Here is a 16436-nt window from a genome sequence, read left to right as displayed (position 1 = left end):
ATGAAACCTCACAGAATTGTAATGTTCAGCGGTGTGATTTGTCTGATTTTACACGTTTTTGGACGTGGAAATGCGGTCGAGCTGTGCATATTTTGTTCTCAGTTCAGCGTGCACCTTCACCTTTGCGTTTCAACTCACTAGATTGACGCCATGATTCAGGGCCACGACGACATACCGTTTTTCGATGATGACGATGAACCGCGCAAACCGGAGGGCAACGCCGCGCCGGCGCAACAGGGCGGGCTTGCCGCCCGCGCCATGGCGGCACGACGCGCACCGGCGCCACCGGACTATCTCAACGGCCTGAACCCCGAGCAGCGCGACGCTGTCGAGACCATTGACGGCCCGCTTCTGGTGCTGGCCGGTGCGGGAACCGGAAAGACCCGGGTGCTGACCACGCGGATTGCGCATATCCTCGCGTCCGGACGGGCCTATCCCAGCCAGATTCTGGCCGTGACCTTCACCAACAAGGCCGCGCGCGAGATGAAGGAGCGCATCGGCATTCTCGTCGGCGGCGCGGTTGAAGGCATGCCCTGGCTCGGCACGTTCCACTCCATCGGCGTCAAGCTCTTGCGCCGCCATGCCGAACTCGTCGGGCTGAGGTCCGATTTCACCATTCTCGACACCGACGACGTCATCCGCCTGATCAAGCAGCTTATCCAGGCCGAGGGGCTCGATGACAAGCGCTGGCCGGCACGACAGTTCTCCGCGATGATCGATGGCTGGAAGAACAAGGGGCTGACGCCGGAACTGATCCCGGAAGGTGACGCCCGCGCCTTTGCCAATGGCCGCGGCCGCCAGCTCTATCAGGCCTATCAGGACCGGTTGAAGACGCTGAATGCCTGCGATTTCGGCGATCTTCTGCTGCATCCGATCCGGCTTTTCCGCGAGAACCCGGATATCCTGAAGGAATACCACCGCCGCTTCCGCTACATTCTGGTGGACGAATATCAGGACACCAATACCGCGCAGTATATGTGGCTCAGGCTTCTGGCCCAACGCCCCGGCGATGATGACGGTCCGGTCAACATCTGCTGTGTCGGCGACGACGACCAGTCGATTTATGGCTGGCGCGGCGCCGAAGTCGACAATATCCTGCGTTTCGAGAAGGATTTTCGCGGCGCCAAGGTCGTGCGACTGGAGCGCAATTATCGCTCCACAGCTCATATTCTGGGAGCTGCCGGCAAGCTGATCGCGCATAATGACGGGCGGCTCGGCAAGACGCTTTTCACCGAACGCTCCGAGCCGGATGATGACAAGGTTCAGGTCCATGCCGCCTGGGATTCCGAAGAGGAAGCCCGCGCCATCGGCGAAGAAATCGAGCAGTTGCAGCGCAATGGCGAACTCTTGAACGACATGGCCATTCTGGTGCGCGCCTCCTTCCAGATGCGCGAATTCGAGGATCGGTTCGTCACGCTTGGCCTCAATTACCGGGTCATCGGCGGCCCGCGCTTTTACGAACGGCTTGAAATCCGCGACGCGATGGCGTTTTTCCGCCTCACCTGCCAGCCGGCCGACGATCTGGCGCTGGAGCGGATCATCAACACGCCGAAGCGCGGCCTGGGCGACGCCAGCGTGCGCAAGATCCACGACTACGCCCGCGCCCGCAATATCCCCATGCTGGCCGCCGCCCGCGAGATGATCGATACCGACGAACTGAAACCGAAGCCGCGCAAGGCGCTCTACGATGTGGTCACCCAGTTCACCCGCTGGCAGGAGCTTCTCGAGACCACGCCGCATACCGAGCTTGCAGAAATCATTCTGGAGGAGAGCGGCTATACCGAGATGTGGCAGAACGACCGTTCGGCGGAAGCCCCCGGCAGGCTTGAAAACCTGAAGGAGCTGATCCGCTCCATGGACGGGTTTGAAAGCATGCGCGGTTTTCTCGAACATGTCTCGCTGGTGATGGATGCCGACCAGAACGAGGACATGGACGCGGTCTCGATCATGACGCTGCATTCGGCCAAGGGGCTGGAATTCAAGACCGTGTTCCTGCCCGGCTGGGAGGAAGGCCTGTTTCCCCACCAGCGCGCGCTGGATGAAAGCGGCCGCGCCGGCCTCGAAGAGGAACGCCGCCTCGCCTATGTCGGGCTGACGCGGGCGAAACGCAATTGCCACATCTGGTTCGTCTCGAACCGGCGCATCCACGGGCTGTGGCAATCAACCATGCCATCACGTTTTCTTGATGAACTGCCGGAAGACCACGTCGAAGTCGGCGAAACGGAAGTCTCCTACGGCGGCTACGGCCAGTCGCGCTTCGACCGGGCCCAGCCGTTTTCCAACACCTATGCCACCCCCGGCTGGAAACGCGCGCAGGAACACCGCACCGATGCCACCCGGGACAACTGGGGCACGCGCTCTGGTCATGCCGTCGAGCGCATCGGATATGGCGAAAGCGGGCCGCGCGGGCGCACGATCGAAGGCGAGCTCGTTGCCCGCAGCAGCGAAGAAACGCCGTCGCGTTTTTCGGTCGGCGACCGCGTTTTCCATATGAAGTTCGGCAATGGAAACATCGCGGCGATCGAAGGCAACAAGCTGACCATCGACTTCGACAAGGCCGGTCAGAAACGGGTTCTCGACGGCTTCGTCAAACCGGCCTGAGCACGCCCTCAAAAAGGCCGGGAGGGACACCGCATCTCCCTCCCCCTTGCATTTTGCCCGGCATAAATGCAATTTCTCTAATGTAATGTTTACCTGTTATTATGTCGTGTAAGCTTACACATGGATTACTTTTGGTTGTTCGCCCACTGATTTATTACGCACCGCCACATCCGACCGCAAAAGGCCACCGATAATATGAAGATGGCAACACGAAAGGTGCGAAGATTCGACAAACGTGTTGCCGGTATCGCGTTGGCCGCTTTCGTGTTCGCTTCATCTACTGCCACGCAGTTATACGCGCAGACATCCCTTCCGCCCTTCGCCGATATCTTCAGCAACAGCCCGGTTGCGATGTTGCTGATCGACCCGATCAGCGGGGATATCCTGGCTGCAAACGATGCCGCACAGTCGCTCTATGGCTGGACATCAAAGGAATTCCGCAACCTTTCCATCTCCGAACTGAACCAGTTGCCCAGAGAAAAGATCATGGCGCTGATGGAAGAGGTAAGTCTGGACGAGCAGCATTATTTTCTGTTCCCCCATCGCTTTCAGGATGGTTCCGTCCATACGATGCGCATCTTCTCCTGGCCGATCACGGTTCAGGATCGGACAGCGCTTTTATCGATTGTCTCCGAGGCCAGGGATGTGCGTGCGGGCAGTGAACCGCTGGCAGCCTATTCCTCGAGCCTGGTGGAAGCCGTTCGCCGGAAATCCACGGAACTGCAACACACATCCGGCCTGCTGAACCTGACCCTGATTGCCGCAATTGCGGTGCTTTCCGGCATTATCGTCATTCTGGCCCTCGTCCTCGTGCGCGGTCGTCGGCTCGTCAACGCCCTCAGCCGTCAGCACCTTCTGCTGCGCGTGGTCATCGACGCGATACCGGACCAGATCTATTTCAAACGGCCGAACGGCACGCTGGAAGCTTGCAATCAGGCGGCAGCCGCATTCATCGGCATGCCGGCGGAAACGATCGTCGGCAAGACCGACAGGGAGATTTTCGGCCAGACCAACGACGCGCTGTTGATGCAGCAGGTCTTCAGCGACGTCAACGATGAGGGCAAGCTGATCAATCAGGGCGAGGTCACCAATCCGGCAGGCCGCAAATATACGCTTGAGATGATCAAGGCGCCCGTGATCGATGCCCGTGGCGAACGGCTCGGATCGGTCAGCGTCTGGCGGGATGTCACCGAACGCCGGCGGACGGAAGCCCGGATCGAAATGCTCGCCTATTACGATCCGCTGACAAAACTTGCCAACCGCACAAAGGCGCAGGAGGTTCTTGTCGGGCTGCTGGCAACCCACAGGGTCAGTCATCAGTATATGGCGATTGCCATCTTCGACCTCGACAATTTCGCGGCCATCAACTCGATTTTCGGTCACGCGATCGGTGATGCGCTGTTGAGAACCACAGGACGACGACTGTGTGACAATATCGATCCCGGCTGCTTTACGGCGCGGCTTTCCAGCGACGAGTTCGTCGTGTTTCTGACCACGCTTGGCAGCAGCGAAGAGACAGCGCGGACAGCCGCCCACAAGAAGATCGAACGGCTGCACAGCCTTCTGTCGCGCCAGACCTTCATCAACGGCAACCAGATCACTCCGAGCACCAGTGCAGGCGCGGTTCTGGTCATGCCGAATTCGAAAGGGGCATCTGAACATTTGCGGCATGCCGATCTGGCCATGCACAACGCAAAATCGCACGGGCGCGGCAGCATCACATGGTTTCATGACGGCATGGTCCAGGACCTTGTCGCCCGGTTCGATGTTGAAACCGCGCTGGAACAGGCGCTGCAGCATGGCGGCCTCAGGCTCTTTCTCCAGCCCAAGGTGATCGACGGCGCACCCGGACGGCATTTCGAGGTCCTGCTGAGGCTTGATCACCCGGAGCGTGGCATTATCGAGCCGGGACGCTTTATCGATATTGCCGAGGCGACCGGACTGATTGTTCCCATCGGCGCCTGGGTTCTGGAAGAATCCTGCAAATTGCTGGCCGCACATGACGACCTGCATCTCGCCGTCAACGTTTCGGTACGCCAGTTTCTCAGGGAAAGCTTCATCGACGATGTTGCAGCGCTGCTCGAGACCTATCAGTTCGATCCGGAACGGCTGACGCTGGAGATGACGGAAAGCCTGATGATCGCCAATTTTGACCTGGCCCTTTCGCAGCTCAGGAAAATCCGGGATATGAAAATCAGGCTGTCGATCGACGACTTCGGGACAGGGTATTCCGCGCTTGTCTATCTGAAACAGTTTCCACTGAACGAACTCAAGATCGACAAGACCTTCATCGCCGGCGTTCCGCATGACAGCAACGACACCTCGCTGGTTGAACTGATCATCACCATGGCGCATCATCTGGGTATTTCGATCGTGGCCGAAGGGGTGGAAACCGTTGAACAGGCAGCATGGTTGCGCGCACATGGCTGCGAGGGCCTTCAAGGGTTCCTGTTCAGCCGGCCCCAACCGGCCGACCATTATCTGACGCCGCCGCAATAAAACCGGCGCCGGGCCGCGCCGCGCCGCGCGTCGGCAATATGCATTCCGTTTGTGGGAGAAAACACATGAAAGCGCTTCTGCTCGTCGATATCCAGAACGGCTTCTGCCCCGGCGGCAACCTCGCCGTTGCCGATGGCGATGCCGTGGTGCCGGTTGCCAACGCACTGATTGAGAAGGGCGGATATGGCGTTGTTGCCGCCTCTCAGGACTGGCACCCCGAAGGACATGGTTCCTTTGCCTCCGCGCATCCGGGAAAGGAGCCCTTCACGATGGGCGAACTATCGGGAAAGCCGCAGATGATGTGGCCGGATCACTGCGTGCAGGATACCGCAGATGCCGCGTTTCACCCGGACCTCAACCTCGCCGCCATCGATTTCGTGCAGCGCAAGGGCGAAAACCCGAAGATCGATTCCTATTCGGCATTTCGCGATAATGATCACGACGCCGTCACCGGCCTCGACGCCTATCTGAAGCAGCAGGGCGTCACCACGCTCGATATCGTCGGTCTGGCGCTTGATTTCTGCGTCAAGTTTACCGCCCTCGACGCGCGCGAGATGCTGCCCGGCGTGACGGTGCGGCTGATCCTCGACGGCTGCCGCGGCATCAGCGAGGAGGGCGTCGAGCAGGCGCTGGCCGAAATGCGTGAAGCGGGCGTTGCGATCATCGACCTCAAGACCGCAATCGGCAGTTAGGCCGGCATTTCCAGAGCGGCAATTTCATCGCCGAAACTTTCCATGCGCTTCATCAGCAGCGCTTCTGCATCGCGCAGCCCGCTGTTGTAGAAGACCGGCGCGAATTCGCGCGCTATGACGTCCGCGAACAGTTCAGCCTGCAGATTGCCGATCTCGCAGTCGAATTCCGCCATGCAATATTCCCGCAACCGCTCCGCCAAGGCGGCTTTTTCGCGTGCACTGAGCCTGATCATCGGGGTGTTTCCTCACGTTTGATCCCATTATCAATTCTTCTCATTTGTGCCGGCAATGCAAAGACGGTAAACGGACATAAGTCTCGTTTCCCCTCCTGCAGTTCTTCTGCCGCTCCTTTCGGGGATCAAACCCGCCATCATCAGGAGATTTTGTCCACGTGTCAGAGAAGACGGAGTTTTCAAGCGGCCTGAAATCCGGCCTCATCCCTGCCCTTTCGGCAGCGCCTTTCGGCATGCTGTTCGGCGCAGTCGCCGTTGCGCAGGGCCAAAGCGTGTTTGAAACCGCGCTGATGAGCATAACGATCTTTGCGGGCGCCAGCCAGCTTGTCGGCGTGGAGCTTTTCGGACAGCGGGTTGCGCCGTGGCTGATCATCGCCTCGATCGTCGCCGTCAATTTCCGCCATGTGCTTTATTCCGCCGCACTGACACCGGTAATCGCGCATTTTTCGCTGCCGAAAAAACTGACCGCCTTCTTCCTGATGACCGATCCGCAATTTGCCGAAGCGCTGAAACGGCACGAACGGGAAGAACGCGTCACCTTCTCCTGGTATCTCGGCGCCGGACTTGTGCTCTATGTCCTCTGGAACATCATGACGCTGATTGGCGCGACGCTTGGCGGGCTGATCAGCGATCCCGACGCGCTTGGCCTCGACGTTCTTCTGCCGATCTATTTCCTGAGCCTCGTCATCGGCTTCAGAAAGCGGCCGAACTTTCTGCCTGTGGTCGCCATCAGCGCGCTGGGCTCTATCCTGGCCTATGCCACCATCGGCTCGCCCTGGCATGTCAGCATCGGTGCTGTTGCCGGTATTCTGCTTGCCGCAATCCTGCCGCCCGGAACCAAAAAGGAGGCGGCACAATGAGCGACTTCACCAACGACCACATGATCCTCGTCATTCTGGGTGCCGCGGTCGCGACCTACATGACGCGGATTGCCGGCTATCTCCTGCTTTCGGTGGTCTCCGACATTCCGCCGCGCGCCGAAGCCGCGCTCAACGCCATTCCGGCCGCCGTGCTGACGACGCTGGTGGCGCCCGCCTTTTATGCCGGCGGCTGGGAAAGCAAGCTTGCGATTGCCGCAGCCCTTGTCACAGGGCTGCGTTATGAATCACCTCTGCCGATGATCGCGGTCGGCTGGTCAATCGTGATGGTCTGCCGCTATTTCATTATCGGCTAAGGGGCTTCGTCGCCTGTTCAAGCCAGGTGCGTTCGCCCTCATCCGAGACAAGCGGCATCAGCTTTTCGCGGGTTTGCGCGTGATAGCCATCCAGCCAGTCGCGCTCCTCCTCCGTCAGCAATTCCGGCATGACGAGGCGACGATCGATCGGGCACCAGGTCAGCGTTTCAAAGGAAAGCATCGGGATCTCGCCGCCTTCGACCTGTTCCGCCGCCTTCACCAGAAGCAGGTTCTCGATACGGATGCCGAAGGCGCCGGGCCGGTAATAGCCGGGCTCGTTCGACAGGATCATGCCGGGTTTGAGCTCCGGCGTGCCCAGCCGTGACAGACGCTGCGGTCCTTCGTGAACGGAGAGATAAGAGCCGACGCCATGTCCCGTGCCGTGGGCATAGTCGACACCGGCCTTCCACAGCGCAATGCGGGCCAGCGGGTCGAGATCCATGCCGCGCGTGCCGGCGGGAAAGCGGGCCGTGGAAAGCGCGATCATGCCCTTCAGCACCAGTGTGAAGAAACGCCGCTTTTCGTCATCCACGACGCCGACCGGAAGCGTACGGGTGATATCCGTGGTCCCGTTTTGATACTGCGCGCCCGAATCGACGAGATAAAGCTCGCCCGCCCCAAGCCGGCGGTCGGTATCGGTGGTTACCCGATAATGGATGATCGCCGCATTGGGTCCCGCACCGGAAATCGTGTCGAAGGAAATGTCGCGCAGCGGGTTCTGCATACGCTCTCCGACGGAAGACCGCGCGGCCTCGAGCGCCTTTGCCGCTTCGATCTCGCTGACGGTTCCGGCCGGCTGAGCGTCAAGCCAACTGAGGAACGTCACCATGGCCGCGCCGTCCTGCAGATGGGCCTGACGTGTTCCCGCCTGCTCCCCGTCATTCTTGACGGCGCGGGCGGCGACAACCGGATCGGCGGCGTCGATAATGCGGCCGCCTGCATCCTCGATGATCTGCAGCGCGGCATAGGGCACGCCCGAACGATCGAGCATGATGGAAAACCCTTCGCGCGCAAGCCCCTCAAGATGGGCCGAAATGGCTGTCGGGGCCGCAAGCGTGGCAAGCCCGCGAATATGCGCCTCGGCTTCCCCCGAGACTTTTTCTACCGCCAGAAACAGCGTGGCGCTGCCATCCGCCCTTACGATTGCGCGCGACAGCGGCGCCGGGGTGTGGGCGACATCATTGCCGCGAATATTGAAAAGCCAGGCAACGGAGGTCGAATCGGCGATCAGCACCGCATCTGCCCGGTTCTTGCGGGCGGTGTCGGCAACGGCGGCAAGCTTTTCTTTCGCCGGTTTTCCGGCAAATTGCTGCGGCTGAACAGAAACCGGCGCAGAAGGCAGCGCAGGCTGGTCATCCCAGATGCGGTCGACCGGGTTTTCGGAAAGCAGAACGAGTTCGCCGCCGATGTCCCCGAGCGCCGCTTTCAGGCGCTCGACCTCGCTTGGCGTATGCAGCCAGGGGTCGATGCCGAGACGCATACCCTCCGGCCTGTTTTCGGTGAGCCATGCAGTGGGCGGGCAGCCCACCAGATCGCCGCCGGAAATCAGCGCCGGATCTGTCTGCATTTTCAGCTGGGAGGTATAACGACCGTCGACAAACACGATCGCGGCTTGAGCCATCACCAGCGCCATGCCGGCAGAACCGGTAAAACCGGTGAGCCAGGCAAGCCTTTCGGCTGAAGGCGGCACATACTCGCCCTGATATTCGTCGGTGCGCGGCACCAGCACTGCATTGATTCCCAAGGACGGGAAAAGCGCGCGCAAGGCCTTGATGCGCGGGGCGGCCTGCTCCGGGCGGGCGGAAACGTCGTAGGACTGAAACATGAAAATCACCAATCAATTCGATCGGCGCGACGATAGAGCGTTTCATCCGCCATCACAACAATTGGCGTTGGCGCTTCACACATGGCGCGCCCTGCCCCGGGAACAGGCATCGATGCACATTATTCGTGCAGCATGACAGGCGTTTTGCCAGTTCCACAAAAGAGCATGCATTTTCTGCATGGCTCCCATTCGACTACCCACCTGCCTGAAGCGAAAGGCACGGCCTATATTCCAGACAGTTGATTGATGAAGGCTTCGCGCCGGTGATGATCAAGGGGATCAGGACTGATAGCCGCGAAGCACAATGGATCGAAGGACGGAATGGCCGTCCGGCACGATCCGCCAGAAAAGGAGAATTTAAAATGGGTTTCTTCCGTACCGCTTACAAGAACATCGCCAGCGCCCGTCAGAGCCAGGCCAACCGTTTCGTCAATGCCGAACTTCTGAAGCTCGACGACGAATCCCTGAAGAAGATGGGCAAGTCGCGCGCTGAACTGCGTCGCAACGCCAACAGCTCGATGTTGTTCTAATCGAGACGATTTCCGGCGCTTTAAAAGCGTCGTGCAGACCCCGCAATCTGCTTGAGCGTCCTCCCCGCTCGCGGAACGCCGCAGGTCAGCAAAACAAGGGCCGTGCCGCAAGGCATGGCCCTTTCTCTTTGTCGCGTAGCGTTTCAGTCTGAAACGCTCCGAGGCCCCGAAGGCCTCAATCCATTTCCGGAAACAGCAGCTCGACGATATAGCTCGCGTCAAAACGGGTATCGAGCATGCCGTAGGTCGAACGCCAGCCGGCAGCCAGCCGGGTTTCGAGGAACGCATCGGCAATGCGGCCCGCCCCCAGCCGGTAGAGTTCGGCGGCGCCGGCAGCCAGCGCAAGCTGCTCGATGAAAATCCGCGCGGCACTCTCATGGCTCTTGCACAGCGCCATGGCGGCCCGCAGAAGTTCGACAATCTTGGGCCCGGACGCGCCGAGATCGCGCGCAATCACCTGAAACACGGCCTCGAACAGGTCGCTGCCATGTTCGACAACGCGCCTGAGATCGAGTGCCATCATGTTGCCCGCGCCGTCATGCATGGCTAGGCCCGGCGCATCGCGATAATGGCGCGCAATCGGGCGGTCTTCGACAAAACCGTTGCCGCCCATGGCCTCCATCGCTTCGGCCACCACGGCAGGGGCGATCTTGGTGGTCCAGTATTTGGCAACCGGGGTCATCACCCTCGCATAGGCCGCCTCCTCGGCACTGTCGCGTGCCCGGTCGAAGCTTTCGGCAAGCCGGAAGCAGAGCGCGCCCGCCGCCGCCACATCCAGCGCCAGATCGGCCAGCACACGCATCATCAGCGGCTGGCTGGCCAGCGCACGACCGCCGACATTGCGGCCGCGTGTGGCATGGGCGGCTTCGGCCAAAGCAGCGCGCATCAGCCCCGAGGCCATCACCGCACTGTCGAGCCGCATCAGGGTCAGCATGTCGAGAACGGTTCTGAGGCCTGCATCCGGCGCGCCGAGCAGAAAACCGAAAGCATCGGAAAATTCGACCTCGGCCGCCGCATTCGAACGCAGCCCGAGCTTGTCCTTCAGCCGCTGATAGCGCAGCGCATTGGTCCGCCCCTCATCCAGAAGCCGCGGCACCAGAAAACAGCCCGGCTTGCCGTCGACATCGGCGAGCATGATGAAGGCATCGCTCATCGGCGCGGAGACGAACCATTTGTGACCAGACAGGCGATAAACGCCCTCGCTGACGCGCACCGCCTTTGTGGCAAGCCCGCGCATATCGCTGCCGGCCTGTTTTTCGGTGATGGCCAGCCCGATGGTCGCGGCGGTCTTCTGCGCCTGCGGCCGGTTGGTCGAATCATATTTGCGCGACAGGATTTTCGGCGCCCATTCCGAACGCAATTGCGGCGTGGCGGCCAGCACGGCCAGGGATGCGGATGTGGATGAAAGCGGCTCAAGATGGCCGCATTCGAGCTGGGCGGTCAGGAACAGACGCACGGCTCTCAGCTTATGCGCCTTCGATTTCGAATCGGCATCGCGCGGCGGCTCCCACAGCGAAGAATGCAGCCCCGAGGCCATCGACCGGCGCAGCAGCGCGTGCCAGGCCGGATGGAAGGAAACCGTGTCCAGACGCTCTCCGGCAGGCCCGTGGGTTTTCAGCTGCGGCGCGCTGGCATTGGCCATCTGCGCCAGTTCCTGCGCTTCCGGCGAGGTCACGTAACGTCCGATCGTGTCGAACTCCTCACGCAGCGGTCGCGCCAGATTGCGTGTCAGATCGCCCAAAAGCGGATCGGAATGAAAGGCGTTGTACCCGCTCCACGGCTTCGGCTGGTTCAACGTCCTGAAAACATCATTATCGGTCATCGCCGTTTACGCACTTCTCTTTGAAGACAGATCACCGAGTTGGCACGCTTCGATATGATCTGTCAAAGCTTGCAGCCAGGCCGGTGAGCCATTATAGACGCCAAGACTTCAAGCGATAGACCGCACGGCCTCATACGGAGGAAAGCTTCAATGGTCTTCTTTCCCCACCGCCACCTGATCGGCATCAAGGGCCTTTCGCCCGTCGATATAGGAACACTGCTCGACAAGGCCGAAGAGGCCATAGCATTCAATCGTTCCCGCGAAAAGAAAAACAGCGTTTTGCGCGGGCTGACCCAGATCAACCTGTTCTTCGAGGCCTCGACCCGCACACAGGCATCGTTCGAACTGGCCGGCAAGCGGCTGGGCGCCGATGTGATGAACATGTCGGTCGGCAATTCATCAGTGAAAAAAGGCGAAACCCTGATCGACACGGCGATGACGCTGAACGCCATGCACCCGGATGTGCTGGTGATCCGCCATGTCTCCGCCGGCGCGGCGGCCCTTCTGTCGCAAAAGGTGGCCTGCTCGGTCATCAATGCCGGCGACGGCGCGCATGAGCACCCGACCCAGGCGCTGCTCGACGCGCTCACCATCCGGCAGGCGAAGGGCAGGCTCGACAATATCGTGGTCGCGATCTGCGGCGATATCCTGCATTCGCGCGTCGCCCGCTCCAACATCATTCTGCTCAACACCATGGGCGCGCGCGTGCGGGTGGTCGGCCCGGCAACGCTTCTGCCGGCCGGTATTCGCGACATGAGCGTCGAAGTCTTCGACAATATGGAAGACGGGCTGAAGGACGCCGATGTGGTGATGATGCTGCGGTTGCAGCGCGAGCGCATGTCCGGCGCCTTCGTGCCCTCGATCCGGGAGTATTTCCGCTTCTGGGGGCTTGATCATGAAAAGCTCAAGGCCGCCAAGGAAGACGCGCTGGTGATGCATCCCGGCCCGATGAACCGGGGCGTGGAAATTGCCACCGATGTCGCCGATGGCCCGCAAAGCGTGATCGAGCAACAGGTGGAAATGGGGGTTGCCGTGCGCATGGCCGTCATGGAGACGCTGATGCTTTCGGACAATGGAGGAGCACGCGTATGAAACCGCTCGTTCTGAATAACGCCCGCATCATCGACCCTTCCCGCGACCTCGATGAAACCGGCACGATCATCATCGAAGACGGCCGCATTGTTGCCGCCGGACACGATGCTGCCAATCAGGGAACGCCGGAGGGCGCCGAGATTGTCGATTGCCGCGGACTGGTGGCAGCGCCCGGTCTTGTCGATGCCCATGTCTTCGTCGGCGAGCCCGGCGCCGAACACACCGAAACCATCCATTCGGCAAGCCTTGCGGCTGCTGCCGGCGGCATCACCTCGTTTGTGATGATGCCCGACACCAACCCGCCGATTGACGATGTCGCGCTGCTGGAATTCGTGCTGAAAACCGCCCGCGACAATGCCGTGGTCAATATCTTCCCCGCTGCGGCGCTGACCAAGGGGCTTGCCGGCCTTGAAATGACCGAGATCGGCCTGTTGAAGGGTGAAGGCGCGGTGGCCTTTGCCAATGGCCGCTATTCGCTTTCCGACAACCGGGTTCTGCGCCGGGCGATGACCTATGCCCGCGCCTTTGATGCCGTTGTCTCGCTGGAGCCGCGCGACCGCTATCTGAGCGAAACCGGCGTGATGAACGAGGGGCTTTTTGCAAGCTGGCTCGGCCTTTCCGGCATTCCGCGCGAGGCCGAGATCATTCCGCTGGAACGCGATCTGAGGCTCGCGGCACTCACCGGCGCGCGCTACCACGCCGCCCTGATCTCGGTGCCCGAATCGGTCGAGGCGATCCGGGTTGCCCGCGAACGCGGAGCATTGGTTTCCAGCGGCATCTCGATCAACAATCTGACGCTCAACGAAAACGACATCGGCGAATACCGCACGTTCTTCAAGCTGACGCCGCCGCTGCGCCACGAGGAAGACCGGCTGCAGATGGTCGAGGCGCTGAAGAACGGGCTGATCGATATCATCGTCTCATCGCATGACCCGCAGGATGTCGACACCAAGCGCCTGCCGTTCTCCGATGCCGAAGACGGTGCGATCGGCCTTGAAACCATGCTGTCGGCCGCGCTTCGCCTTCATCACTCCGGCGAAGTGCCGCTGATGCGGCTGATCGATGCGATGTCGACCCGCCCGGCGCGCGTGTTCGGGCTCGATGCCGGCACGCTGCAACCCGGCGCACGCGCGGATATCACGCTGATCGACCCGGAAGAACCGTGGATCGTCACACCGGATCGGCTGGTTTCGCTTTCGAAGAACACCACGTTTGAAAACGCCCGCTTCTCCGGTCGCGCCGTGCGCACCTATGTCGGCGGAAACTGCGTCTATCAGGCGAACTAGAGCACTTCCGGTGAGAACCGGATCACCGGAAATGCTCGATCCATTTATTTTTACGCGCGTCCGGACGGAAAACCGGTATCCACTTTTGCCGGACGCGCTGTAGGAGAGGAAACGCGTCGTGGGGGAATTGTTCGCTTTCGCTCTGACACCTGTTCAGGCGCTGATCGTTCTGGTGATCGGTTATTTTCTGGGCTCCCTGCCCTTCGGTTATCTGATCACCCGGTTTTCGGGGCTTGGCGATATCCGCAAGATGGGGTCCGGCAATATCGGCGCGACCAATGTGCTGCGCACCGGCAAGCGCCATCTGGCCGCCCTCACCCTGCTGCTGGATGCGCTGAAGGCGACATTTGCCGTGATCATCTGTGCCAGGCTTTATGGCACGGATGCGGGCCTGCTGGCCGGCGCTGCCGCCTTCATCGGCCATCTGTTTCCCGTCTGGCTCGGCTTCAAGGGCGGCAAGGGCGTTGCCACCTATATCGGCGTGCTGCTCGGCGTCGCCCCTGCCGCCGTGCTGATCTTCGCCTTCGTCTGGCTGCTGATTGCCCGGCTTTCGCGCTATTCGTCTTTGTCGGCGCTGGTGGCCACGCTTGTCATTCCGGTTGCCCTGTGGATAATGGATCAACCACAGGCTTCACTGGTCATGGCCGTTCTGACGATCATTTCATGGTGGCGGCACAAGACCAATATCGAACGCCTGATTGCGGGCACGGAAAGCAGGATCGGAGACAAGGGGTGAAAAACAACGGGCTTCCCGGCAGTCATGAAAGCGCTTCGGCGCAGCGCCGAGACATGGAAGCCATCCGTTGAGCCCCGCCGGCATATCGCTTTCTGAAAGCCAGCGCATCGCCTGGCTCAGACTGATCAGAAGCGACAATGTCGGCCCCGCAACCTTCCGCGAACTCATCAATCACTGCGGCAGCGCAGAAAACGCGCTCGACATGTTGCCCGAACTGGCAAAGCGCGGCGGCGCAATGAAGCGCATCCGGGTGGCAAGCCTTGCCGAGGCCGAGGCCGAGATGCAGACGGCTGAACGGTATGGCGGGCGCTTTGTCGCCATTGGCGAGGCGGATTATCCGCCGGCTCTGCGCGCCGTTGACGGCGCGCCGCCGCTTCTGGCGATGTGCGGCAGCGGCGAAACCGCGACCCGGCCGACGTTGGGCATTGTCGGCGCCCGCAACGCTTCCGTCGCAGGTGCCAAGTTCGCGGCGATGATTGCCACGGCGGCAGCCGGTGCGGGCTATACCGTCGCTTCGGGCCTTGCCCGCGGCATCGACGCGGCCGCCCATCATGCAAGCCTGAAGCATGGCACGCTTGCCGCCCTTGCCGGTGGCCTTGATCACATCTACCCGAGCGAGAATACCGAACTCTACCGCCGGATCTGCGCCGAAGGCGGTGTTGCCATCAGCGAGATGCCCTATGGCTGGGAACCGCGCGCGCGTGATTTTCCCCGGCGCAACAGGTTGATTGCGGGCTGCGCACTTGCCGTCGTCGTGGTCGAGGCGGCGATGCGGTCAGGTTCGCTGATCACCGCGCGGCTTGCCAATGAAAGCGGCCGGCTGGTGCTCGCCGTCCCGGGGTCTCCGCTCGATCCCCGCGCCCAGGGCTGCAACGGCCTGATCAAGCAGGGGGCGATGATCATCTGTTCACCCGATGATGTTCTGGAGGCGCTTGCGCCTCTGGCAAACATGGAACTGCCGTTTTCCGGCAATGCCGACGAGGAAAACGAACCGGAGAGCGGGCCGCCTGCCGAGCCCGGCGAAGACGACCGCCTGCGCGTTGCCGAGGCGCTTGGCCCCAGCCCCTGCGAAATCGATGATCTTATCCGGTTCACCGGCGTGGAAGCGGCAACCGTTCAGCTTATCCTGCTCGAACTGGACCTTGCCGGACGCCTTGTGCGCCACCCGGGCGGGCGGATTTCATTGAGTTAAGCGACTGCAAATCAGACCGGCCCGGTACGGCGAGGGCGAAAAATAGTTGAAACCATAAAACGCAGCGCTCATTCGGACCGGGGGTCCGATATCAGTAGAGACTGAAGTTCACCCGCTTCGAGATACGCCATATCGATCAGATAGCAAAGCATTTCAGCGCCCTCCTTGTCCGAAAGGCGTCGAAGCTGACCAAGGATCTGTTTTATATAGATAACCCCTTCTTCAGTCAGCGTTTCAGAATTGTCATTTTCCGGCATTTTTACTGTCATGCATTCACCTGTTTACTGGCGCTGCTGCGGCAGAACATGTACTCCCCTGCTTACCTGACAATACCGCCAAAGAGCAAAATTGCAATTATCAAAGGTATTCTCTTTTGGTTGCATTTGATTGTATTCGGCGAAAAATCCGCGCCGGGACTTGACCGGGCGGCAAACCCTGTCCATTTCGGAAACCTTGGGAACCGGAGAAATGTCGGGTTTGCACTGCCCCCCTCTTTCAGGGTAAAGGCTGTGTTGATCGAGCCAGCGAAAACGCGAATGGCGGTTGGGCTGTGAATATCAACATACCTCTTCGCATCAGCGCCTTCCCGGCACAGACGGTGCGGCACAATGCCGACCGCACTTCCGGGCCGACCGCACTTCCGGTTCCGGCCTTCATATGCGGTGAACGGTCCGGCTGGTGCCGGAACCAACATCACCAGAACCGAATGCGCCGACATGATAGCCGGCAGCGCCTGACACGGCACAACGAGAAT

15 protein-coding genes are annotated in these 16436 nt (G+C 60.7%); 11 read left to right on the top strand and 4 right to left on the bottom strand.

Features of this window, described 5'->3' with window-relative positions; genetic code table 11:
• The first annotated feature begins 150 nt into the window (after positions 1–150).
• The 3 genes from ACHZCU_RS15220 (at position 151) to pncA (ending at position 5792) form a co-directional block, all read left to right on the top strand.
• A complete protein-coding gene (locus ACHZCU_RS15220; RefSeq protein WP_319519438.1) occupies positions 151–2601 on the top strand; it encodes a UvrD-helicase domain-containing protein in 2451 nt (816 codons plus the stop codon).
• 216 nt (positions 2602–2817) lie between these two features.
• Positions 2818–5100 carry an EAL domain-containing protein gene (locus ACHZCU_RS15215; protein WP_319519437.1) on the top strand — a complete coding sequence of 761 codons (2283 nt, stop codon included), beginning with the start codon at positions 2818–2820 and terminating at the stop codon, positions 5098–5100.
• 65 nt (positions 5101–5165) lie between these two features.
• The gene (gene pncA / locus ACHZCU_RS15210) at positions 5166–5792 is read left to right on the top strand and encodes a bifunctional nicotinamidase/pyrazinamidase (protein ID WP_319519436.1); all 627 of its coding nucleotides are present in this window, start codon (positions 5166–5168) and stop codon (positions 5790–5792) included.
• Here the strand turns inward: pncA and ACHZCU_RS15205 are convergent.
• A complete protein-coding gene (locus ACHZCU_RS15205) occupies positions 5789–6025 on the bottom strand; it encodes a DUF2164 domain-containing protein (RefSeq protein ID WP_319519435.1) in 237 nt (78 codons plus the stop codon). The genes pncA and ACHZCU_RS15205 overlap by 4 nt on opposite strands.
• Positions 6026–6183: 158 nt before the next feature.
• On the opposite strand from ACHZCU_RS15205, the gene ACHZCU_RS15200 reads away from it, so the two are divergent.
• Both ACHZCU_RS15200 and ACHZCU_RS15195 read left to right on the top strand, forming a co-directional pair.
• Entirely contained in the window at positions 6184–6885 is a 702-nt protein-coding gene (locus tag ACHZCU_RS15200; protein ID WP_319519434.1) for an AzlC family ABC transporter permease, read from the top strand.
• Positions 6882–7199 carry an AzlD family protein gene (locus ACHZCU_RS15195; RefSeq protein ID WP_106301865.1) on the top strand — a complete coding sequence of 106 codons (318 nt, stop codon included), beginning with the start codon at positions 6882–6884 and terminating at the stop codon, positions 7197–7199. The genes ACHZCU_RS15200 and ACHZCU_RS15195 overlap by 4 nt, the downstream gene beginning before the upstream one ends.
• Here ACHZCU_RS15195 and ACHZCU_RS15190 read toward each other — a convergent pair.
• Positions 7189–9024, bottom strand: a complete 1836-nt coding sequence (locus ACHZCU_RS15190; protein WP_319519433.1) for an aminopeptidase P family protein — start codon at positions 9022–9024, stop codon at positions 7189–7191. The genes ACHZCU_RS15195 and ACHZCU_RS15190 overlap by 11 nt on opposite strands.
• Here ACHZCU_RS15190 and ACHZCU_RS15185 point away from each other — a divergent pair.
• Both ACHZCU_RS15185 and ACHZCU_RS15180 read left to right on the top strand, forming a co-directional pair.
• Positions 9023–9160 (top strand): hypothetical protein, encoded by a 138-nt coding sequence (locus ACHZCU_RS15185; RefSeq protein WP_319519432.1) that lies wholly within the window; start codon positions 9023–9025, stop codon positions 9158–9160. The genes ACHZCU_RS15190 and ACHZCU_RS15185 overlap by 2 nt on opposite strands.
• Positions 9161–9386: 226 nt before the next feature.
• Positions 9387–9554, top strand: coding sequence for a hypothetical protein (locus tag ACHZCU_RS15180; RefSeq protein ID WP_181190649.1), 168 nt, complete (start codon positions 9387–9389; stop codon positions 9552–9554).
• 175 nt (positions 9555–9729) lie between these two features.
• Here the strand turns inward: ACHZCU_RS15180 and ACHZCU_RS15175 are convergent, their stop codons facing one another.
• Positions 9730–11376: an acyl-CoA dehydrogenase family protein gene (locus tag ACHZCU_RS15175; protein ID WP_319519431.1), complete on the bottom strand. Its 1647-nt coding sequence runs from the start codon at positions 11374–11376 to the stop codon at positions 9730–9732.
• Positions 11377–11526: 150 nt separating this feature from the next.
• Between ACHZCU_RS15175 and ACHZCU_RS15170 the strand changes: the two genes are divergently transcribed.
• The 4 genes from ACHZCU_RS15170 (at position 11527) to dprA (ending at position 15682) form a co-directional block, all read left to right on the top strand.
• A complete protein-coding gene (locus ACHZCU_RS15170; RefSeq protein ID WP_106301871.1) occupies positions 11527–12468 on the top strand; it encodes an aspartate carbamoyltransferase catalytic subunit in 942 nt (313 codons plus the stop codon).
• Positions 12465–13754: a dihydroorotase gene (locus ACHZCU_RS15165; RefSeq protein WP_319519430.1), complete on the top strand. Its 1290-nt coding sequence runs from the start codon at positions 12465–12467 to the stop codon at positions 13752–13754. Before ACHZCU_RS15170 ends, ACHZCU_RS15165 begins: the two co-directional genes overlap by 4 nt.
• Positions 13755–13872: 118 nt before the next feature.
• Positions 13873–14490 (top strand): glycerol-3-phosphate 1-O-acyltransferase PlsY, encoded by a 618-nt coding sequence (plsY, locus tag ACHZCU_RS15160; protein WP_319519429.1) that lies wholly within the window; start codon positions 13873–13875, stop codon positions 14488–14490.
• Positions 14491–14557: 67 nt separating this feature from the next.
• Positions 14558–15682, top strand: a complete 1125-nt coding sequence (dprA, locus tag ACHZCU_RS15155; RefSeq protein WP_319519428.1) for a DNA-processing protein DprA — start codon at positions 14558–14560, stop codon at positions 15680–15682.
• A 68-nt stretch (positions 15683–15750) separates the two neighbouring features.
• On the opposite strand, the gene ACHZCU_RS15150 is transcribed toward dprA, so the two are convergent.
• Positions 15751–15951, bottom strand: coding sequence for a hypothetical protein (locus ACHZCU_RS15150; protein WP_106301883.1), 201 nt, complete (start codon positions 15949–15951; stop codon positions 15751–15753).
• Between the last annotated feature and the right edge of the window lie 485 nt (positions 15952–16436).

This window comes from uncultured Martelella sp., from assembly GCF_963677965.2.
Lineage (GTDB): Bacteria > Pseudomonadota > Alphaproteobacteria > Rhizobiales > Rhizobiaceae > Martelella > Martelella mangrovi.
This window is presented reverse-complemented; position numbering and strand designations above follow the sequence as displayed.

Excerpts from the sequence above, each read along its gene's own strand:
- ACHZCU_RS15220 (WP_319519438.1), top strand. The coding sequence starts at position 151 with ATGATTCAGGGCCACGACGACATACCGTTTTTCGATGATGACGATGAA.
- pncA (WP_319519436.1), top strand. The coding sequence starts at position 5,166 with ATGAAAGCGCTTCTGCTCGTCGATATCCAGAACGGCTTCTGCCCCGGC.
- ACHZCU_RS15205 (WP_319519435.1), bottom strand. The coding sequence starts at position 6,025 with ATGATCAGGCTCAGTGCACGCGAAAAAGCCGCCTTGGCGGAGCGGTTG.
- ACHZCU_RS15195 (WP_106301865.1), top strand. The coding sequence starts at position 6,882 with ATGAGCGACTTCACCAACGACCACATGATCCTCGTCATTCTGGGTGCC.
- ACHZCU_RS15185 (WP_319519432.1), top strand. The coding sequence starts at position 9,023 with ATGAAAATCACCAATCAATTCGATCGGCGCGACGATAGAGCGTTTCAT.
- ACHZCU_RS15190 (WP_319519433.1), bottom strand. The coding sequence starts at position 9,024 with ATGTTTCAGTCCTACGACGTTTCCGCCCGCCCGGAGCAGGCCGCCCCG.
- ACHZCU_RS15180 (WP_181190649.1), top strand. The coding sequence starts at position 9,387 with ATGGGTTTCTTCCGTACCGCTTACAAGAACATCGCCAGCGCCCGTCAG.
- ACHZCU_RS15175 (WP_319519431.1), bottom strand. The coding sequence starts at position 11,376 with ATGACCGATAATGATGTTTTCAGGACGTTGAACCAGCCGAAGCCGTGG.
- ACHZCU_RS15170 (WP_106301871.1), top strand. The coding sequence starts at position 11,527 with ATGGTCTTCTTTCCCCACCGCCACCTGATCGGCATCAAGGGCCTTTCG.
- ACHZCU_RS15165 (WP_319519430.1), top strand. The coding sequence starts at position 12,465 with ATGAAACCGCTCGTTCTGAATAACGCCCGCATCATCGACCCTTCCCGC.
- ACHZCU_RS15150 (WP_106301883.1), bottom strand. The coding sequence starts at position 15,951 with ATGACAGTAAAAATGCCGGAAAATGACAATTCTGAAACGCTGACTGAA.